At 67.9% G+C, this 18,595-nt stretch carries 22 protein-coding genes; 7 read left to right on the top strand and 15 right to left on the bottom strand.

What is annotated here, in order from left to right; genetic code table 11:
* Positions 1-7: 7 nt before the first annotated feature.
* Together ACFSJG_RS02525 and ACFSJG_RS02520 are read right to left on the bottom strand one after the other, a co-directional pair.
* Entirely contained in the window at positions 8-832 is an 825-nt protein-coding gene (locus ACFSJG_RS02525) for an MlaE family ABC transporter permease (protein ID WP_378483635.1), read from the bottom strand.
* Between the two features lie 23 nt (positions 833-855).
* Positions 856-1,650: an MlaE family ABC transporter permease gene (locus ACFSJG_RS02520; protein WP_378483634.1), complete on the bottom strand. Its 795-nt coding sequence runs from the start codon at positions 1,648-1,650 to the stop codon at positions 856-858.
* 867 nt (positions 1,651-2,517) lie between these two features.
* Between ACFSJG_RS02520 and ACFSJG_RS02515 the strand changes: the two genes are divergently transcribed.
* From ACFSJG_RS02515 to ACFSJG_RS02500, 4 genes are all read left to right on the top strand, one after another.
* Positions 2,518-3,720 (top strand): cytochrome P450, encoded by a 1,203-nt coding sequence (locus ACFSJG_RS02515; protein ID WP_378483633.1) that lies wholly within the window; start codon positions 2,518-2,520, stop codon positions 3,718-3,720.
* Positions 3,721-3,770: 50 nt separating this feature from the next.
* Positions 3,771-4,610: a mycofactocin-coupled SDR family oxidoreductase gene (locus tag ACFSJG_RS02510; protein ID WP_378483632.1), complete on the top strand. Its 840-nt coding sequence runs from the start codon at positions 3,771-3,773 to the stop codon at positions 4,608-4,610.
* Positions 4,611-4,721: 111 nt separating this feature from the next.
* Entirely contained in the window at positions 4,722-5,519 is a 798-nt protein-coding gene (locus ACFSJG_RS02505) for a hypothetical protein (protein WP_378483631.1), read from the top strand.
* Complete coding sequence (locus ACFSJG_RS02500) at positions 5,516-6,097, top strand: twin-arginine translocation pathway signal (protein ID WP_378483630.1); 582 nt, start codon at positions 5,516-5,518, stop codon at positions 6,095-6,097. The genes ACFSJG_RS02505 and ACFSJG_RS02500 overlap by 4 nt, the downstream gene beginning before the upstream one ends.
* On the opposite strand, the gene ACFSJG_RS02495 is transcribed toward ACFSJG_RS02500, so the two are convergent.
* From ACFSJG_RS02495 to ACFSJG_RS02450, 10 genes are all read right to left on the bottom strand, one after another.
* A complete protein-coding gene (locus ACFSJG_RS02495; protein ID WP_378483629.1) occupies positions 6,094-6,723 on the bottom strand; it encodes an IMPACT family protein in 630 nt (209 codons plus the stop codon). The genes ACFSJG_RS02500 and ACFSJG_RS02495 overlap by 4 nt on opposite strands.
* Positions 6,724-6,768: 45 nt before the next feature.
* Positions 6,769-7,644 (bottom strand): hypothetical protein, encoded by an 876-nt coding sequence (locus ACFSJG_RS02490; RefSeq protein ID WP_378483628.1) that lies wholly within the window; start codon positions 7,642-7,644, stop codon positions 6,769-6,771.
* A 106-nt stretch (positions 7,645-7,750) separates the two neighbouring features.
* Positions 7,751-8,359, bottom strand: coding sequence for a dihydrofolate reductase family protein (locus ACFSJG_RS02485; RefSeq protein ID WP_378483627.1), 609 nt, complete (start codon positions 8,357-8,359; stop codon positions 7,751-7,753).
* Positions 8,360-8,833: 474 nt separating this feature from the next.
* Complete coding sequence (locus ACFSJG_RS02480) at positions 8,834-8,998, bottom strand: hypothetical protein (RefSeq protein WP_378483626.1); 165 nt, start codon at positions 8,996-8,998, stop codon at positions 8,834-8,836.
* 123 nt (positions 8,999-9,121) lie between these two features.
* Positions 9,122-9,637: a putative immunity protein gene (locus tag ACFSJG_RS02475; RefSeq protein ID WP_378483625.1), complete on the bottom strand. Its 516-nt coding sequence runs from the start codon at positions 9,635-9,637 to the stop codon at positions 9,122-9,124.
* Positions 9,638-9,716: 79 nt separating this feature from the next.
* The gene (locus ACFSJG_RS02470) at positions 9,717-10,607 is read right to left on the bottom strand and encodes an RNA polymerase sigma-70 factor (RefSeq protein WP_378483624.1); all 891 of its coding nucleotides are present in this window, start codon (positions 10,605-10,607) and stop codon (positions 9,717-9,719) included.
* A 5-nt stretch (positions 10,608-10,612) separates the two neighbouring features.
* Positions 10,613-11,191 (bottom strand): carboxymuconolactone decarboxylase family protein, encoded by a 579-nt coding sequence (locus ACFSJG_RS02465; protein ID WP_378483623.1) that lies wholly within the window; start codon positions 11,189-11,191, stop codon positions 10,613-10,615.
* An 81-nt stretch (positions 11,192-11,272) separates the two neighbouring features.
* Positions 11,273-12,331: an LCP family protein gene (locus ACFSJG_RS02460; RefSeq protein WP_378483622.1), complete on the bottom strand. Its 1,059-nt coding sequence runs from the start codon at positions 12,329-12,331 to the stop codon at positions 11,273-11,275.
* Between the two features lie 234 nt (positions 12,332-12,565).
* Positions 12,566-13,057 carry an SRPBCC family protein gene (locus tag ACFSJG_RS02455; protein ID WP_378483621.1) on the bottom strand — a complete coding sequence of 164 codons (492 nt, stop codon included), beginning with the start codon at positions 13,055-13,057 and terminating at the stop codon, positions 12,566-12,568.
* A 3-nt stretch (positions 13,058-13,060) separates the two neighbouring features.
* Positions 13,061-13,438, bottom strand: coding sequence for an ArsR/SmtB family transcription factor (locus ACFSJG_RS02450; protein WP_378483620.1), 378 nt, complete (start codon positions 13,436-13,438; stop codon positions 13,061-13,063).
* Positions 13,439-13,545: 107 nt separating this feature from the next.
* Here ACFSJG_RS02450 and ACFSJG_RS02445 point away from each other — a divergent pair, with 107 nt between their 5' ends.
* On the top strand, positions 13,546-13,740 hold the full coding sequence (locus ACFSJG_RS02445; RefSeq protein ID WP_378483619.1) for a hypothetical protein: 195 nt from the start codon (positions 13,546-13,548) through the stop codon (positions 13,738-13,740).
* A gap of 17 nt (positions 13,741-13,757) precedes the next feature.
* Entirely contained in the window at positions 13,758-14,504 is a 747-nt protein-coding gene (locus tag ACFSJG_RS02440) for an MBL fold metallo-hydrolase (protein ID WP_378483618.1), read from the top strand.
* A gap of 21 nt (positions 14,505-14,525) precedes the next feature.
* Here ACFSJG_RS02440 and ACFSJG_RS02435 read toward each other — a convergent pair whose 3' ends face one another.
* Complete coding sequence (locus ACFSJG_RS02435; RefSeq protein WP_378483617.1) at positions 14,526-15,029, bottom strand: hypothetical protein; 504 nt, start codon at positions 15,027-15,029, stop codon at positions 14,526-14,528.
* A 229-nt stretch (positions 15,030-15,258) separates the two neighbouring features.
* Between ACFSJG_RS02435 and ACFSJG_RS02430 the strand changes: the two genes are divergently transcribed.
* Positions 15,259-15,789: a hypothetical protein gene (locus tag ACFSJG_RS02430; RefSeq protein ID WP_378483616.1), complete on the top strand. Its 531-nt coding sequence runs from the start codon at positions 15,259-15,261 to the stop codon at positions 15,787-15,789.
* Between the two features lie 12 nt (positions 15,790-15,801).
* Here ACFSJG_RS02430 and ACFSJG_RS02425 read toward each other — a convergent pair whose 3' ends face one another.
* Together ACFSJG_RS02425 and ACFSJG_RS02420 are read right to left on the bottom strand one after the other, a co-directional pair.
* Positions 15,802-17,058 carry a serine hydrolase domain-containing protein gene (locus ACFSJG_RS02425; protein ID WP_378483615.1) on the bottom strand — a complete coding sequence of 419 codons (1,257 nt, stop codon included), beginning with the start codon at positions 17,056-17,058 and terminating at the stop codon, positions 15,802-15,804.
* 100 nt (positions 17,059-17,158) lie between these two features.
* The gene (locus tag ACFSJG_RS02420) at positions 17,159-18,403 is read right to left on the bottom strand and encodes an acyl-CoA dehydrogenase family protein (RefSeq protein ID WP_378483614.1); all 1,245 of its coding nucleotides are present in this window, start codon (positions 18,401-18,403) and stop codon (positions 17,159-17,161) included.
* Positions 18,404-18,595: the final 192 nt, after the last annotated feature.

Below are 18,595 nucleotides of genomic sequence, written 5' to 3'. Positions count from 1 at the left end.
GATCCCCCTAGCCGGACAGGTTGAAGTTGCCGTTGGACCCGTACACGACGAGCGAGACGAGCAGCGTGACGGACACGATCGCGATGAGCGAGGTCCGGACTGCGTTGCCGACCGCGATGCCGACCCCGGACGGTCCGCCGGTGGCGAAGAACCCGAAGTAGGTGTGGATCAACAGGATCGTCAATCCCATCAGGATCGCCTGCACGAACGACCACAGCAGGTCGATCGGGTTGAGGAAGGTCGCGAAGTAGTGGTCGTACAGTCCCGCCGACTGCCCGAGCAGCATCACGGTCGTCAGCCGGCTCGCCACGAAGGAGGCGATGACGGCCAGCGCGTACAGCGGGGTGATCGCGATCATTCCGGCGACGATCCTCGTGCCCACCAGGTACGAGACCGGGTTGATCCCGAGCGACTCGAGCGCGTCGATCTCCTCGTTGATCCGCATCGCACCCAACTGCGCCGTCGCGCCCGCACCGAAGGTCGCCGCGAGCCCGATCCCCGCGACGACAGGTGCGGAGATGCGGACGTTGATGAACGCGGAGAGGAATCCGGTGAGCGCCTCGATCCCGATGTTGCCCAACGAGCTGTAGCCCTGCACCGCAAGGGTTCCGCCGGTTGCCAGGGTGAGGAACCCGACGATCACGACGGTTCCGCCGATGACGGCCAGTGTCCCGGAGCCCATGCCCGTCTCGGCGATCAGTCGGATCGTCTCGCGGCGGTAGTGCAGGGCGGCGCGGGGGGCACCGGCGAGTGCCTTGGCGTAGAAGATCGTGTGGTCGCCGATGCGGCCTAGACCGTCGACGGGCCGCGACAGGCGGCGGATCGGTCGCATGAACCGCACGCTCGGCTGGCCCTTCATCGGGCGGTCATCTGGATGCCGATGGCGGTCACCACCACGTTGACGACGAACAGGGACATGAACGCGTAGACCACGGTCTCGTTGACCGCGTTGCCCACCGACTTGGCGCCCCCGGACACCGTCAGTCCCCGATAGCAGGCGACCAGTCCCGCGATCAGCCCGAACAGCAGTGCCTTGACGGACGAGATGACGACCTCGTTGATCCCGGTCAGCAGGGTGATGCCTGCGGCGAAGGCGCCGGGGTTGACGTCCTGCACGAACACCGAGAAGACGTAGCCGCCCATGATGCCGATGATGCAGACGAGGCTGTTCAGCAGCATCGCCACCAGCGCCGAAGCCAGCATGCGGGGTGTCACCAGGCGCTGCACCGGATTGATTCCGAGCACCTCCATCGCGTCGATCTCCTCGCGGATGGTGCGGGATCCGAGGTCGGCGCACATCGCCGTGGCCCCGGAACCGGCGACGATGAGCACCGTCACCATCGGCCCCACCTGGGTGACCGCGCCGAATGCGGCGCCCGCACCGCTCAGGTCCGCCGCGCCGAGTTCCCTGAGCAGGACGTTGAGGGTGAAGCTCACCAGCACGGTGAACGGGATGGCCACCAGCAGGGTGGGCACCAACGACACGCGCGCCACGAACCAGGACTGCTCGACGAACTCCCGCGTCTGGAAGGGCCTGCGGAATGCGAACCTGACGGCGTCCGCCGACATGGCGAACAGTCCACCGACCGCCTGGAGCGGGCCGCTCGCCACGTCTCCCACGCTCGGCGGTGTCCAGCCGCCCGGCTTCATGACGGGGCCTTCAGCCGGCGCGGTCGATCGCGCAGGGCGCGAGCGCGCGTCGACGCGTTCACCCGACCGACAGAAGCGAGTTCGATCGACCTCCGGTGCATACGACCTCCAGGCTGCTCAGATACTGTCTCGCGACGACGGTTCGCACAACGCCGATTTCGTTGACCGCCGGACGTAACGACCACCCGATGACGCTCCGATGCTGTTGGTGCACCACGCCATTCATCAGTCGGTGGATACGCCGGAACGAGAAGGCACCCCCTGGTTCGCGCCGCACACACAACCACCGGACACCGGCCTCTCGGCGGAGAACAATACACCGGAAGATCGAGAACTCCAGTCCCACAATGAATTAAAGAGTTCCAACAGCACACCCGAGGCCGATACACAGAGCCCCGTCGGCCACACGGGAAGGCGCGGCGACATCAGTATGACGTCGGCGCCGAGTACCGCCGCGATCCATCCCGAACAGCGGAATGCGAACACCGGGCCGAGCCGCCGACCATGCAATCGTGTGAACCATGCCGGCATCCCGCCGAACAGCGAACCGACCGACGCCGGCCCGCCCCGGCGAGTTCACCGACGAACGGCCGAACTCTCCAAGCAAAGAGAATGACATTCTCAGTTCTGCGCTATATCATACTCGCGCTGGCGTGTCACCAACCAGCACGTTCGATCCACGCCCACCTTCCGTGAGGCAGACGCTTGCGGCACGATTCGGCGGGCAAAAGATACAAGTCCACTTGATTAGCTATCTGCACTTGGTGATACTTCAGTAGTCGACGGGGACACGGATCGCCGGCGACGGATGTTCCGACCGATCAAGCACAGCGAGCAAGCGAGACAGCTCCGGAGAGGCGAGTACCTGTGACGATCAGCGCGGCCAACGACGTCTATTACGACCCGTACGACGTAGAGCTCAATGCCGACCCCTACCCGATGTTCAGACAGCTGCGCGAGCAGTCACCCCTGTACTACAACGAGGCACACGACTTCTACGCCGTGAGCCGCCACGAGGACGTCAACCGGGGGCTGATCGACCACAAGACCTACAGCTCCGCCCGAGGCGCAATCCTCGAACTGATCAAGGCGAACATCGAAATCCCGCCGGGTGTACTGATTTTCGAGGATCCCCCGATCCACGACATTCACCGCAAGCTGCTCGCCCGGATGTTCACGCCGCGCAAGATCATGGCGCTCGAACCCCAGATCCGCGAGTTCTGCGAACGCAGCCTGGACCCGCACGTCGGGAGCGGCCGGCTCGACTTCGTCGCGGACATCGGTGCGCAGATGCCGATGCGGACGATCGGACTCCTGCTCGGAATTCCCGAAGAGGACCAGGAGGCGATCCGGGACTACGCCAACGACCAGATGCGCACCGAGGAGGGCGCGCCGATGAAGGCCGCCTCCGAGGGCATGGTCACCGGCGACATCTTCGGCGCGTACATCGACTGGCGGGCCGACCACCCATCGGACGACATCATGACCGAACTCCTCAACGTCGAGTTCGAGGACGAGACCGGCACCGTGCGGCGTCTGACCCGCGAAGAGCTACTCACCTACGTGAACGTGGTCTCCGGAGCAGGAAATGAGACCACCACGCGGCTGATCGGCTGGGCCGGAAAGGTTCTCGCCGAACATCCCGACCAGCGCAGTCAGCTGGTCGAGGATCCGACACTGATCCCGAAGGCCGTCGAGGAACTGCTCCGTTACGAGGCTCCCGCACCGCACGTGGCCCGGTACGTCACCCGGGACGTGGAACTGCACGGCCGGACCGTGCCCGAGGGCAACGTGATGATGTTCCTGATCGGCGCGGCCAACCGCGACCATCGGCAGTTCGGCGCAGACGCCGACTCGTTCGACATCCACCGGGACGCGCGCCAGCACCTGACGTTCAGCGTCGGTACCCACTTCTGCCTCGGCTCGGCGCTGGCCCGCCTCGAGGGCCGGATCGCGCTCGAGGAGATCCTCAAGCGGTTCCCGGAGTGGGAGGTGGACTCTGCGAACGCCAAGCTCTCCCCCACCTCGACGGTCCGGGGCTGGGAAACCCTTCCCACGTTCACCCGGTAGCGCCGACTGCGGCACGGTTCCATCACCTCATCAGCGGAGAGAAGGACGGCATGGCAGGGCGGCTCGAAGGAAAAGTTGCATTCATCACCGGTGCGGCGCGCGGGCAGGGCCGCAGTCACGCACTGCGGCTGGCGCAGGAGGGCGCGGACATCATCGCGGTCGACCTCTGCGCCCCGATCCGGGAGGGTGCGGTGATCCCGCCCTCCACGCCGGACGACCTCGCCGAGACCGAGAACCAGGTCAAGGCCCTCGGACGCCGGATCGTCACAGCCGAGGTCGACGTTCGAGACCAGGACGCGGTGACGGAGGCGGTCGCCGCAGGCGTGTCCCAGCTCGGACGACTCGACGTCGTCGTCGCGAACGCCGGCATCGGCAACGGCGGCGACACCCTCGACCAGACCCTGGAGATCGACTGGCAGGAGATGATCGACGTCAACCTCTCCGGTGTGTGGAAGTCGGTGAAGGCCGGTGTCCCGCACATGATCTCCGGTGGGAACGGCGGGTCGATCATCCTCACCAGCTCGGTCGGTGGCCTCAAGGCCTACCCGAACGCGGGCTCGTACGTCGCAGCCAAGCACGGTGTCGTCGGACTCATGCGCGCGTTCGCCGTCGAGCTCGGCCAGCATTCGATCCGGGTCAACTCGGTGCATCCGACGAACGTCAACACACCGATGTTCATGAACGAGGGAACGATGAAGATGTTCCGGCCGGACCTGGAATCGCCCGGTCCTGCCGACATGGAGATCGTTGCCAAGCTGATGCACGTGCTTCCGGTCGGCTGGGTCGAACCCGAGGACATCAGCAACGCTGTGCTCTTCCTGGCGTCCGACGAATCCCGTTACGTCACCGGGCTTCAGCTCACCGTCGACGCGGGTAGCACGCTCAAGTAGCACACCGGCGGCGAGACGTCCTTGCCTGGAAGGGGAGGACTCCAGGCAAGGACGTCGCGCGGGGCGCCGGCCAGGTGACGACGCCCTCCCCATTCGAACCAGGAGGTGGACATGGGGAAGCTGATCGACCGCCGGCCACCGGCCGGCGTGAACGGAGCCGACCCCGACCCGACCGCCGAGGCGCTGGCACTGGAGGTCGCCGAGGCGGAAGCCGAGGCCGAAGCCGCGGAAGCGCGAATCGCCGCGGCGCAGGCCCGGGCACGCGCCGCGCGACTGCGGCGCCAGGCGTCGGCCGTCGAAACGCAGACCCCCGACGTCGCCGCGCCACCGGACGAGGACGCGGCACCGGAGGACGGAGCCCCCGCCGACAGTGATGGGACGCTCGCGTCCGAGCCACCCTTGTCGCGGTCATGGGGTCGTCGCATCGGACAGCGACCGCGACGTGGTGCAGTGATCGCGGCGCTGGTGACGGTCGCGGCACTCACCGTGAGCGGCTACCTCCTGTGGCACCACCAGGATGTCGCCGGCGAGCAGCAGCGAGCGGCGGAGTTCGTGGCCGCCGCACGCCAGGGCGTCGTCACGCTCACGACCCTCGACTCCAGCCAGGCCGAGGCGGACGTCCAGCGCGTCCTCGACAGTTCCACGGGAGCGTTCCGTGACGACTTCGAGAACAGAGCAAGCGATTTCACCGACGTCATCCAGAAGTCGAGCGTCGCAACAGAGGGGCAGGTGAACGCCGCAGCCGTCGAGTCCATGTCCGACGACTCCGCCGTCGTGCTCGTCGCGGCGACGTCCACGGTCACGAACTCCGCGGGCGCGGAGCAGGAGCCGCGCGCCTGGCGACTCAGTGTCACCGTGACCAGAGACCGAGGGCAACTCAAGATGTCGAAAGTCGAGTTCGTACCGTGACCAGTGACCTCATGCTGACCGACACGCCCGCAACCGCCGGCGATCACGCCGTCGATACCTCGCCGATACCCGCAGCCCGCGGGATCGGCGGTGTACGAGTTCGGCTCGGGGCGGTGCTGATGGGGCTCGCCGTCCTCGCCTCGACCTCGCTGGCAGTGGGCCTGTACGTCCTCCAGTACCGTCCCGACGCGCAGTCCGGGGCCGCGGCCGCCGACGCCGCCCGCGAGGCGGCCGTGGCCGGGTCGACAGCGCTGCTGTCGTACGCCCCCGACACCCTCGACGCGGATCTCACCACGGCCAAGTCGCATCTGACGGGCGACTTCCTCACCTATTACACCCAGTTCGCCGACGAGGTCGTCGCTCCCGCGGCGCGCGAGAAGTCGGTGAAGACGACCGCCGAGGTCGTGCGGTCCGCGGTCTCCGACCTCGCGCCGGATTCCGCGAAGGTCCTGATCTTCACCAATCAGACCACGACCAGCTCGGAGAAGCCGGATCCCACGACCACGGCGAGCAGCGTGCTGGTGTCCCTCACGAAGGAGCACGGCACCTGGCTGATCTCCTCGTTCGACCCCGTCTAGGAAGACGTGTCCACCCACCGCGAACCAGCGGGAACCAGTTCTCCCCCACCGGAAGTGGTCTCCGCGACAACCGCTGCCAGCGTGCCCGGATCACGGGTGGCGAGGGTGAAGGTGACGGCCGCGCCGTAGGCGGTGCCCACGACGGCCACACCGCGACCGCGGAGTTCCGCCTCCACCCTGCCCGCGGTGTCGTGACCGACCTCGACGGCGAACAGTTCGAGCCGTTCACGCCCGAGCAACGGCGCCGCATCCACGGCCGCCGCGACCGCTCCCGAGTAGGCCCGGACGAGTCCGCCTGCGCCGAGCTTGATCCCACCGAAGTATCGCGTCACCACGACGGCAACGTCCACCAGGTCCCGGGTGCGCAGCACCTGCAGCATCGGCACACCCGCCGTGCCGCCGGGTTCGCCGTCGTCGCCGGCGCGCTCGGCCCGCTCCGACGGCTCGTCACCCGTGATGTACGCCCAGCAGTGGTGGCGAGCGTCGGGATATCGGCGTCGCTGCTCGTCGAGGAACTCCTGGGCCTCGGCGGGCCCCGCCACCCGCCGCAGCACCGCGATGAACCGGGAGTGCTTGATCTCGGTCTCGACCTCGATGTCGGAGCCCGCGGGCAGTGTGAACGGCATGCCTCATCCTCCCCCGCGGCGTGCATGCCTCGGCAGCGGACCGACTCACTCGAACCAGGCTCGATGGTCGCTGTAGGGAACCTGGCCCGTGGGGCTCGACCGGACCGCGTCGGCCACGGCCTCGGGAATGGGCGTCCAGTACGCGGGCATCGCTGCCGCGAGGGAAGGGTTCAGCACGTAGAGAAGGGCGAAGTTGACGATCCACAGCGGCGGCGCCATCGACATGCCGACCGTGGAGATTACGCCCTCGCGGGTGTTGGTGACGAGCTGCGCGGTACCCGAAATCTGCTGCGCGGCAAACCCGTACACCGCCTGCACCGTGTACGCCGACCGGTACAGCGCGATCAGCGACCTCGTCGCCCCGTTGTCCCGCAACCAGTTGCCCACGTAGCCGCCGGGCGCGATCAGGGTGTTCACCTGCCGGGTTGGTGCGTCCGCGTTGGCCGGGCTCTGCAACAGTCCCTCGGCATTCACGTACAACCCGTAGCTCCCCAGCACGGTCGGCGTGACCTCGCCGTCCACATCGGACAGCAGCGGACGCCCGGCGGTGTTGGTCAGGATCCATGCGCACTCGTCGATGATCCGGGCGGCGTCGCGGTCACCTCCGACTCCCCGACCGGTGACGAGGTCGCGGTACTGCTGTTCGGACAGGGCGTCGTCCGCGGTCAGCCCGATCCGCACGGCGATGTCGTCCGCCGCCTGCCGGCCGAGCGGCTGGTTCACCTGGTCCGGTGCCGTCGCCTGCGTCGGCGCGAGGTACTCGTAGCCGGGCGCCCCCGAGTACGGCACCGCGAATCCGGTGTCGGGTGCGGCCTGGCCTGCGGCGGGTTCGGCGACCACCAGGGCGAGCAGGCACGCGGCCACCACGGAGAGGACGGGAAGCCTCGCGCGCCGGTACCTCGTGGTTCGGGTGCCGCGCATGCGCCCACCTCCCGGATCGTCTCCGGTGATCTCGTACTGGCCGTGCCTTGTAGTGAAACGCCGCGCTGGGCGCCCTGTCAACGAATCGGGCTCCGCGGGACGGCGGTCAGTTCGGATACCGCGGATGTCCGGACGGCCGATACGTGTGGATGCCGACGCCTTTCGAGTCGGTGTGCGAGTCGACCGGTTCGAGCGCGATGTCGGGGCCCTCGTCCGGGAACAGCCGTGTGCCCTGGCCGAGGATCACCGGGACCACGATCAGTGTCATCTCGTCGACGAGGTCGTGTGCGAGAAGCCAGCGGACCAGGGTGCCGCTGCCGTGGACCTGCACGTCGCCACCGGGCTCGGCCTTGAGTTCCGCTACGGCCGCCGCCAAGTCACCGTCGAGGTGGGTCGTGTGCTCCCAGTGCGGTGCGGTGAGGGTGGTGGAGGCGAGGTACTTCGGTGTCTCGTTCAGCGCGACACCGATGGGGTGGGCGCGCATCTCGTCGATGGTTCCCCAGTAGCCGGCGAAGAGTTCGTAGGTCCGTCTGCCGAACAGGAACGCGTCGGCCCGCTGGTAGGTCGCGGTGATCAGCGCCATCGTGTCGGCATCGCCCGCTCCGAGGGCCCACCCGCCGCGAACGAATCCGTTCCTGCGGTCCTCGTCGGAGGCGCCGCCGTTCCCCTGGACCACGCCGTCGACGGTCACCTGCGTCATCGTCGTCAGTTTCATCCCGCGACTCCCGTTCCCCAGGGGTTCGTTCTCGGCCGGGCGCCTCGGATCCACACACGCGCGCCCCGATGCAGTATCCGCCGCCGGCCGACGCAGCGCAGCCGCCCCGCAGGCCACGCTGCTGACAGGTCCAACCCGCCGAATCGACGCACGGGCCGCACTCAGGTTCGGCAGTGCTCGGGCGCACATGCGTCACGAGCGCCACCGCACATCAGGTACTACGAGAGCGAGACGAGGTTGACACCCGCCCAGACCGCGATGAGGGCGACCGCGCCCATTCCCGCGATGTTGCCGATCTGGCCGAGCTGTTCCTCCGAAGAACCCATCGATGTACTCCTCACTGGTTGGGATGGTGACGCCGCGGAAGCGTGCTACGAAAGGTGCTACACGCCAGCGCGACGCAACATTCATACCCGCACGGTCACGCGGCCCGCAGTCGTTCGGCCGGAACCGGTGAGGACACGACGGTCACGGTCAGGGCGCGGCGTCGGGCTTTCCGCCCGCCATCACGGTGACCCACCAGTCGTGGAGCGGGCTGGGATCGGGCCAGCGGATCGGCTCGTCGGTCTGCGGGGTGGGCTCTCTGTCCACCGTGGTGATCCGCTTGCCCGGTTCGTGATCGACGTTCATTCCGTACACAGCTCGAGACTCCTCTCGTGCGGGTGGCCCACCACTGTGCACGCTAGGAGCGTGGCCACGTACCCCGGCGATGCGGCCCTGGCGCGGCGGATTTCGATTCGGGAACGGTTACCCCGAGCCTGCTCAGCAGTCGAACACCGACCAGCAGATGTCGTTGCGCAACCTCTGGTCGTCCAGCACGAGGTCACGGATCGCGTCGGGGAGCCGGTCTCGTTGCCATCGGCATTCGAGACGTCCGGCGGCCTCGTCCTCGCCCTTCGGCGCGGCCGCCCGCACCGCCTTGATCGCGTAGGCCGCAGCCCCGAGTTCGTGCGCGGCGACGTGCGCGACGGCGCCCGCCTGTCCGGCGGCACAGGCGGCATGTCGCGCCGCACCCTTCAGGTCCCGCGCCGCGCCCATCGCGTGCCCGCCCGCGGCTCGCGCCTGCATCATCGGCACCTCGCCGCGTACCCACGCCCGAGCGTGCTCGATTGCCTCCCGCGGGCGCGGGTCGTCGGGCCGTTCCGCCTCGAACAGACCGAGGACGTGCTCGGCGCAGGTGGCCGCCCAGAGAGCGAGCAGGTGGTGATCCGGATCGGTGAGCGTTCCGCCCCGCCGGATGGTGATGAGCCGGGGGTCTCGCACCTTCGGAAGGATCACAGGCGGCACGTCCTCGGTTCGGGGCTGGTGACGGAACCGACTATGCCACTTACCGATCGAGGTCCGGGTCCGCACGCAGTCAGCGGCTCAGGTCCGCCGCCCGCTCCAGCCAGCCCAGCTTGTGCGGATTGCGCACCGCGTAGATCCGCGTGATGCGGCCGTCCTCGACGACCACGCTCACCGCGGCGGGCATCCCACCGACGTCGATCCGGGCGCCGGGCATCCCGTTGAGCCAGATCGTCGACGCGGCGTAGTCGGGGAGGGTCGCCGCCCGCGACAGCAGTCCCGCCACGAGTTGCCCACCGGTGATCGGCCTGCGCGACGCCGTCACGACGCCGCCGCCGTCCGCGATCACCACGACGTCCGGGGCGAGGACCTCGACCAGTGCCTGCACGTCGCCGGTAGCGACGGCAGCCAGGAAGGTCTCGACCACCGACCGCTGCTCGTCGCGGTCGACCCGCATTCGCGGCCGGCGCGCGTCGACGTGTTCACGTGCGCGGTGCGCGATCTGTCGTACTGCGGCAGGCGACTTCCCGATCGCCTCCGCGATCTCCGGGTACGGCGTCTCGAACACCTCGCGAAGCACGAACACCGCCCGTTCGACGGGTCCCAGGGTTTCGAGGACAGTCAGCATCGCCATCGAGACGCTCTCGGCCAGTTCCACGTCCTCGGCGACGTCGGGACTGGTGAGCACGGGCTCGGGCAGCCACTCACCGATGTACTCCTCCCGACGGCGGGCCACGGACCGGAGCCGGTTCAGCGCCTGCCGGGTGACGATCCGAACCAGGTACGCACGGGGACTGTGCACGGTGGACCGGTCCACATCGGCCCACCGCAGCCAGGTCTCCTGCACGACGTCCTCGGCGTCCGCGGCCGAACCGAGCATCTCGTAGGCGACCGTGAACAGCAGGCCACGGTGTGCGAGGAACGGATCGTCGGTCGTGCCGGCCATGTCGTTCGTGTCGTTCATGTCGTTCATGTCGCGGAGCGCGCTGCGAGTGGCGGCAGTGCGCACGAGGACGCGAAGCCCTGGGACTCGATCCCGAGTGCGGTGTTGGTGCGGGTCGCGAAGTTGGCGAGTGCGACGATCGCCGTCAGTTCCACCATGGCCTCCGGGCCGAGCCGGTCGAGCAGGCTCGCGGCCAGTTCGTCCGTCACGGTCGGCGGCGTCACCGTCATTGCCTCCGCGTACTCCATCACCTCGCGTTCCAGGGGCGTGAACGCGTCCGACTCGCGCCAGCGCGGCACATCACGGGCCTTCGTCAGGTCCAGGCCGTTGTTGCGGGCCTCGAAGTAGCCGTAGTCGAGGCAGAAGCCGCACCCGACCATGCTCGCGACCGCCATCTGGGCGAACGACTTCAGGTTCGCGTCGCACCGGTCCCACTTCTGCGCGCGGCGGCCGACGGCGAAGCTGAAATCCAGCACCTTGCGGTTGTGCCACGTGACCTCGACGGGCTCGGGAACCTCACCGACCATCCTGCGCGACATCCACCTGACGATCGCGCCGCGGACGCCGGTCAGTTCGGCTTTCGGGATTCTGGTGTTGCTGGTCATGACTCCTCCTCCGGCTGTGTGCCCTCGGCATGGAGACACCGGCCGCGCCCGGGCTGTGACACGCGCACCGGTGAAACCCGCTCACCCCCCTCCGACCCTGTTCAGGGTGGCGACGTCGTCGCGGGCGAGGGCATCGCGCAGTTGCCCGAGCGCGATGTCGTCGGGGCGGACGAGCGACTGCCCGCCGAACGTCGTGTCGACACCGGACGTCGGAATCGTGAAGTAGTGATGATTCGGTCCGCGAGTCCCGTACAGGCTGTATCCGAGGGACATCGCCTTCCGCCAGTCGAGGCCGCTGTCCACCGTCACGTAGGGGGCGATCTCGTCGACGACAGATTCGAGGCGCGCGGGATCGGTCAGGGTGTCGACGGAGAACACGCTGTCGGTCAGCCCCCGGGCCACCGCATGCTGGTTCTTCACGCGGGCGAAGTCGGAATCCGGGAACGCGGCCTGCTCCCGCACGAAACGCATCGCCTCCGCGCCGTCGAGTTCGTTGGGACCCCGCACGAACTCGAATCCGTCACTCGTGAACGACCGGTCGCTGCGGACGCCGATCCCGCCCAGCGCCTCGACCACCGGCGCGATGCCCGCGAGGTCGACCACCACCAGGTGATCGATCCTGGCGTGCAGCAGGTCCTCGACGGTCTGCACGGCCAGGGGCGGTCCGCCCAGCACGATCGCCGTGTCGATGTTGCCGAACCCGTGATCGGGGATGGGCACCCACAGGTCCCGCATGATCGACAGGATGTGCACGGCCGACCGATCGGCAGGCATGTGCACCAGCATCGTCGTGTCCGTGTTGCCGCCCCGCGTCGTGGGACGCGGCCCGGTGCCGTTCGGCGCACCCGCACCGTCGACGCCGACCAGCAGGATGTTCGTCGCCTCGGTCTGTTCCGGACGGCCCTCCTCTTCGGGGAAGGCGTTCTGCAGAGACGCGACGTCACTGTTGTAAGTGTGCGCGACGCGGATCGCCACGTACCCGACGTAGCCGAGCAACACGACGGCAACCAGCGCGACACCGAGGAGAAGCCCTCCGAACAGGCGCGTTCCGCGACTGCGCCTGCGCACCTTCCGACCGGTGCCCACCTGCCGGGGCGGGTCGTGACCCGTGTCGTCGTGACGCGTGCCCTCGTGATCCATGTCGTCCTGCCATCGGAGCGCGAACCGGTGTGTGATCGTCCGAGCCTGTACCGCGCAGGAGCAAACCTGCTACGCGGTTCTAACGAACCGTAGTCGAACACTCGACCAACAGCGACGTGACACGACCGTGACCATCATCGCAAAGCTCAGGCGACTCTCCCCGCACCCCGCAACGCACTGCGGCTCGCGGTCGGGGATCACCCCGTCCACGAGCCGCAGGTGGTGAGGGTTCGTTCAGCGCGCCCCGGCCAGGAACTCGTCGATCTGGTTGATTGCCAGCGTCGACCCCTCGACGACGCCCATGTCCAGCACGGTCTGCAGCCCCTCGGCGGAGGCGAAGGTGCTCGTGTACGTGGCCCGCGTACCGGACTCGATCGTGGTGAAGGAGTACACGTTCCGCGACACCGGCAGGTCAGGGTTCGGGTTGAAGTCCTCGTCGGCGAATCCGTCGTCGAACTCGAAGCTCCGCGGTTCGTCGACCGCCGTGACCTGCCAGTACCCGGCGAACTTCTCGCCTTCCGGCCCGGTCATGAAGTAGGTGACGCGACCACCCGGCGTGAGGTCGTGGTCCACGAAGGTCGCCGGGTAGGTCGGCGGACCCCAGACCTTCTCCAGCTGTCGCGGGTCGGCGTACACCTGCCAGACCCGTTCCACCGGTGCCGCGAACTCCGCGGTGATGGTCAGCGTCAGGTTGTCGAGATCAGGCTTGACGTCGGTAACAGGCATCGTTCAGTCCTCCTGGTTTGGATCGATCGGAACGCTCGGATCGGATGACACTGCCGGAACGGCCCCGATGAGCTCGTCGATGCGGGCGATGCGACCCCGCCACACCTGCTCGAACTCGGCGAGCATGGACCCCACCGACCGCACGGCTGCGACATCACCGCTGGCCAGCTGCTCACGACCGCTGCGCCGTTTGGTGAGCAGCCCGGCCTTCTCCAGCACCGCGACGTGTTTCTGCACCGCCGCGAAACTCATGTCGTACCGCTGTGCGAGCGAGGACACCGAATGCTCCCCGGCCAGAACGCGACGCAGAATGTCGCGTCGGGTCCGATCGGCGAGCGCGTGGAACAGGGCGTCCGCCCGGTCCTCGTCGTCTCCACTCACATCACCCAACATACAACCGATTGGTTGTATGTCAAGGCCTGTCGGCGATTGGGGAAGGCAGCGGCGGGGTATCCGGGCTGCAACGAGCACACACGAAGGGAGTCACCATGGACCGCGACAACCCGAACACCGGGCGACCGGACTTCGATCCAACCAAGGCCGAGCGCGGGGAGTTGGAGGACCTGATCGACGACATGGAGAAGAGGGTCGAGGCCGAGCGCCGGGAGCGGCGAGTCCCCGGCAATGTCGCGGAGAGGGAAGAGTCCGAGCCGACCGTGCCCGACGATCAGGCGCCGGACTGACCGGTCAGAATGTGGCTGTGACGAACCTCGACGAAGTGGCCCCGAACATCTTCCGCGTTCAGGGAACCCACGTGAACATGGTGATCCTCCGGGACGGCGACGCACTGACGCTGATCGACGGCGGCTACCCCGGCGACGTCGGCGCCGCCGAGTCCGCGATCCGCGCACTGGGCCGGCGCCCGGAGGATGTGCAGGGCCTGCTGCTCACCCACGCGCACATCGACCACATGGGCGCCGTCGCGGACTTCCACGAGCGCTACGGCATTCCCGTGTACACCGATCCGATCGAGGTCGCCCACCTACGCCGCGACTACCTGGAGCAGGCGACCGGCAAGGACTTCGTGCCGATGCTGCACAGGCACGGGGTGCTGCCGTGGCTGCTGCGGATCGCCCGGGCCGGGGCGACGAAGAAGATCTCCGTCAGGGACGGACTCGCCTTCCCCGCAACCGGACTCGACCTCCCCGGCGCGCCGGTCCCGGTGGCCACCCACGGGCACACGTCCGGCCACACCGCGTTCCACCTGCCGCAGCACGGCGTCGTCGTCACCGGCGATGCACTGGTGACCGCGCACCCGCTGTCGAAAATCAGCGGCCCACAACTGCTTCCACCCGTGTTCGACCACGGTCACGGGGACACGGCCGCGGCGCTCGACCACCTCGCCGTGCTCGACGCGGACATCATCCTGCCCGGTCACGGACCTGCACTGACAATGCCCGTCGCCGATGCCGTCGCCCGCGCCCAGGAGCGCAGCTCCGCGCACTGACCGGAGCCGGGCCGCCGGCTCTCACATCCCGAGGTCGTCCCCGTACCCACCCGCGTCGATCTCGGTGTGGGTATAGCCGCCGTCCACGTGAAGCTCGCTCTCGCCGAGGAATTCGACGTCGGCGCCTGCGTCGATCACGGGCAGCCCGCCGTCGGGGCTCGCGTAGAGGTCGATGTCGAACCCACCGGCGACCGCGGCACCCCCCTCGGCTGCCACCGCCGCATCAACGGACTCGACCGTTGCCTCGACGGTCCCGTCGCCCGCGGTGACGTCGACCGCGTCGTAGCTCGCGCCTGCATCTGCCTCACCCACGATCGCCGCGTGCCCGCTGCCCTCGACACTCACCTGCGGTACGCCGCCCGGCGCGCTCAGTTCCACCTCGACCACCGCACCGAAGGAGGTACCGGTCGAGGCGTCGAGCCCGACCGTCACCGACTCCGACGACACGTTCACGGCGGCGTCGGGGTCGCCGAGGACCGCGGCGAGGTCGATTCCGAGGTCCGCGAGTGCATTGTTCTCCGTCATGCCCGTTCCTTTCCGAGGGGACCGACGTCCCTGTTCGTCGTCTCGGTAGGTAGATGCAGCCGGATACGGGAAAGGTTCCCGGGGCAGGGCCGGCAGATTCCATGTCATCCGATTTGTAACGAATTACGATTCTGAGCCGAACTACGGATTGGTGGGGAGATTCACATGTCTCGCTGTGTCAACCAGCTCGTCAACCGTGACCACGTGGTTCAACCAAGGGGAGGACATCATGGGTAACAGAACGATTCGCCGGATCGGCGCTGCGATGCTCGCGACGATCGGACTGAGTGCGGCGGCCGCCACCGGAGGTGGTGCAGTCGCCAACGCCGAACCGACGTCGACCACCATGACCTGCTCGAGCCTCAACCCGCTGTTCTGGGCACCGGCGTTCACCTGGTCGGTGAACGCGTCGACGGGCGCGTCGCTCCCGCCCGGCGGCGACAGGCTCGAACCGTCACTCCTGCTCAGCGGCAACAACGAACTGCCTGCCCCGCCCGGCGGCCTGTTCCCGGCCCTCGGCGTCAACTGGTACGGCAACCGCGTCCTCGTCGACTGGACCAACCGGGACACCGGGCAGTCGGGACGCAGCGTCAGCGACGAGTCCGCACTGCTCCAGAAGCCGAGCATCCCGGTCAACCGGACCTGGACCGGCGTCGGCGTCGTCGACTTCACCGTCACCATCCAGACCGGCGGCGGCTGGTGGTTCGTCAACGCGCAGAACGCGGTCTGCCGGGGCACCGTCTCGATTCTCCCGGCCTGACCCGTCCTCGGCTCACCGCGTCGGCGTCACCGTCGGCGCCGGTGAGCCGAGGGCCGAGTCCTCGTACACCTGGCCGAGAACGGTGGGCAGCAACGCATTCGCCGTGGTGGCGCCGTCGGGCGACAGGGTGAGGTTCGTCCAGATCACCACCGTCACGTCGTTGTCCGCATCGTGACCGATGAACGAGTTGAACCCGGGCAGTTCGCCGCCGTGGTAGTACATCGCGGCGCCCGGACCGAAACGCTGGTAGCTGATGCCGTACCCGTACTGCTGTCCGTCCGGGGCGGCGGGATCCTCGACCTTCCTGCTGTCGTCCCACTGTCGCTGCATGTCGGCGCCGAACACCCTCCCCTCGACCAGCGCCTCGATCCAGGTCGCCAGGTCGTCTGTCGTGGAGATCGCACCGCCCGCCGCGGTCGCGTAGGACGGGTTCTGGTGTGTGTAGTCGTGAGGAGCGAGCGTCCCCGCCAGCGCAGCCGCCGTCAGGTCGGGCGGGTACGGCTCGTCGACCAGCGCATACTTCGATTCTCCGTACATGTAGCCGTGTGAACGCGGGTGCGGGATCGAGGCGTCGTCGGCTGCGGGCAACGATGTCTCGTCCAGTCCGAGAGGGCCGAACAGGCGTTCGTCGAACTGATCCGCGAGCGGGCGCCCACCGACCTTCTCGGCGACGAGGCCGAGCAGCGCGTAGTTGGTGTTGTCGTACTCGTACTCGGCTCCCGGCGGAAAGTTCGGCGGGTGCGCGAACGCGATCCCCAGCACCTCCTGCGGCGTCCACACCTTCGCCGGGTCGGCGTCCATCGTGGCCGCCAGTTCCGGCGCCTCGGTGTAGTTGTACAGGCCGCTACGCATGTCCAGAAGCTGTGCGATGGTGATGTTCTCACCGTTCGGTACGTCGGGAACGTACTCGGAGACCGCGTCGTCGAACGCGAGCAGACCGTCCTGGACCAACAGCACGATCAGCGCCGACGTGAACGTCTTGGTGTTCGACGCGATCCGGACGTGGGTACCGACGTCTGGTTCGAAGCCGGTCCCGAGTTCGGTGGTGCCCACGGCCGCGTCCACCGTGCCCTCGGGAGTGCGGACCCGCACCACGACCCCGGGGACCCGCATCTGCACGGCGGCCTGGGACACGGCGGCCTGCAGCGCCGCTGGATCGACGGACTTGAGAGCAGCCGACGCGGTGGGCGTCGACGACACCGTCTCGGGCGCCGGTTCGGTGGCCGTCGAACACGCCACGACAAGGGCCGCCGACACAGCCACGCACATCGCAAATCGGATAGCCCTCATCAGAATCACCGCCGGTGTCGCCGGAACCGTTCGAGCACCCCCGATACAGGCACTCGACCGGCCGGGGGACACCGGACCGCTACCGCTTCGTGAATCCGAAGAGGTGACCGGCCACCTTGCGGATCTGAATCTCCTCCGCTCCCTCGGTGATGCGGTAACGCCGGTGGTGCCGGTAGATGTGCTCGAACGGAGTGTGCCTGCTGTAGCCCATGCCGCCGTGCACCTGCATGGCACGATCGGCGGCGTCGCAGACCAGCCGATTGGCGCGGTAGTTGCACATCGACACCCGGTCCGACACCTCCATGTGCGACCGCCGGTCGAGGTCGTGCGCGGTGTGCCGCACCAGCGCCCGCACCATGGCGGCATCGGTGTGCAGTTCGACGAGCGGCCACTGGATCGCCTGACGTGCCGCAAGCGGTTGCCCGAACGTGACCCGCTCCTTGGCGTAGTCCACCGCCCGGTCGATGCAGTACTGGGCGGCACCGAGGCTGCTGGCCGCCTGCCGGATCCGGTTCTCGTGCACGAACGCCTGAGCAATCACCAAGCCCTGCCCCTCCCCACCGAGGATCGCCGAGTCCGGGACACGGACCTCACGGAGGGACACGTCGGCGTGATCGGTCGGCATGTTGAGGGTCCAGCGGAAGAGGTCGACCGAGAACCCGGGGCTGTCGACGGGCACGACGAACGCAGTGATGCCGAGCGCGTCGCCGGGCTTTCCGGACGTCCGGGCGAAGACGAGATCGTGTGTGGCCACGTGCATTCCGGTGTTCCAGCGCTTCGCGCCGGTGAGAATCCAGTCGTCTCCGGACCGGACACCGGTCGTCTCCATCCAGGTGGCGTCCGAGCCGTGGTCCGGTTCGGTCAGCCCGAAGCCCATCACGCAGTCGCCCGTGACGAGGGCTTCCGCGAACTCGTCCTTCTGTTCCTGGGTTCCGTACTTCCAGACGAGGTGCACGCTGGGGAAGTTTCCGACGATCGACGACTCGTCCTGCAGATCGTTGTGGAGCCCGAGTCCGCGGTGGGCGAGATGCTCACGTACCAAAGCCATTTCGAGGTTCGTCGTGCCCGCGCCACCGAGTTCCTCGGGGAGGTCACGGCGCAGGAAACCGGCCTTGTCGGCGCGCCGACGCATCTCGGCGAGCAGTTCGTGCCAGTCCTCCCGCGGCAGCCCGCCTGCCTCGAAATCGGTGCGCGCCCACTCGCGGCGGTGGTCGAAGAACCGTTCGTTGTCGTCCGCGGCCTGCAGTGGGGCGATCTCCGCCTCGATGAACCGGTCGAGGTCTGCGAGCAACCGGGTCACGTCCTGCGGGATGTCGAAATCCATGCCTGATCCTCCACGAGGAAATAGTCGATGAACGATTGTTCATCGGGACAGTATCCTCCGAGAACGGACAGTTCAAGGGTCTCTGAAGCCACTGAACTGCACATTTCTCGAACCTCTCCTTGACACCGAATCGAGGAATGAGCGATTGTTCAGTGAAAGCCAAACCCCTGGGAGGACCGTGGCGGACACAGT

The sequence above is a fragment of the Rhodococcus gannanensis genome (assembly GCF_042681175.1).
GTDB lineage: Bacteria > Actinomycetota > Actinomycetes > Mycobacteriales > Mycobacteriaceae > Rhodococcus_G > Rhodococcus_G gannanensis.
This window is presented reverse-complemented; position numbering and strand designations above follow the sequence as displayed.

Bases quoted from the DNA above. Each gene is read 5' to 3' on its own strand.
- ACFSJG_RS02505 (WP_378483631.1), top strand. From the start codon at position 4,722: ATGGGGAAGCTGATCGACCGCCGGCCACCGGCCGGCGTGAACGGAGCC.
- ACFSJG_RS02520 (WP_378483634.1), bottom strand. From the start codon at position 1,650: ATGAAGCCGGGCGGCTGGACACCGCCGAGCGTGGGAGACGTGGCGAGC.
- ACFSJG_RS02420 (WP_378483614.1), bottom strand. From the start codon at position 18,403: ATGGATTTCGACATCCCGCAGGACGTGACCCGGTTGCTCGCAGACCTC.
- ACFSJG_RS02470 (WP_378483624.1), bottom strand. From the start codon at position 10,607: ATGAACGACACGAACGACATGGCCGGCACGACCGACGATCCGTTCCTC.
- ACFSJG_RS02430 (WP_378483616.1), top strand. From the start codon at position 15,259: ATGGGTAACAGAACGATTCGCCGGATCGGCGCTGCGATGCTCGCGACG.
- ACFSJG_RS02460 (WP_378483622.1), bottom strand. From the start codon at position 12,331: ATGGATCACGAGGGCACGCGTCACGACGACACGGGTCACGACCCGCCC.
- ACFSJG_RS02490 (WP_378483628.1), bottom strand. From the start codon at position 7,644: ATGCGCGGCACCCGAACCACGAGGTACCGGCGCGCGAGGCTTCCCGTC.
- ACFSJG_RS02465 (WP_378483623.1), bottom strand. From the start codon at position 11,191: ATGACCAGCAACACCAGAATCCCGAAAGCCGAACTGACCGGCGTCCGC.
- ACFSJG_RS02525 (WP_378483635.1), bottom strand. From the start codon at position 832: ATGCGACCGATCCGCCGCCTGTCGCGGCCCGTCGACGGTCTAGGCCGC.
- ACFSJG_RS02455 (WP_378483621.1), bottom strand. From the start codon at position 13,057: ATGCCTGTTACCGACGTCAAGCCTGATCTCGACAACCTGACGCTGACC.
- ACFSJG_RS02510 (WP_378483632.1), top strand. From the start codon at position 3,771: ATGGCAGGGCGGCTCGAAGGAAAAGTTGCATTCATCACCGGTGCGGCG.
- ACFSJG_RS02425 (WP_378483615.1), bottom strand. From the start codon at position 17,058: ATGTGCGTGGCTGTGTCGGCGGCCCTTGTCGTGGCGTGTTCGACGGCC.
- ACFSJG_RS02485 (WP_378483627.1), bottom strand. From the start codon at position 8,359: ATGAAACTGACGACGATGACGCAGGTGACCGTCGACGGCGTGGTCCAG.
- ACFSJG_RS02435 (WP_378483617.1), bottom strand. From the start codon at position 15,029: ATGACGGAGAACAATGCACTCGCGGACCTCGGAATCGACCTCGCCGCG.
- ACFSJG_RS02495 (WP_378483629.1), bottom strand. From the start codon at position 6,723: ATGCCGTTCACACTGCCCGCGGGCTCCGACATCGAGGTCGAGACCGAG.
- ACFSJG_RS02445 (WP_378483619.1), top strand. From the start codon at position 13,546: ATGGACCGCGACAACCCGAACACCGGGCGACCGGACTTCGATCCAACC.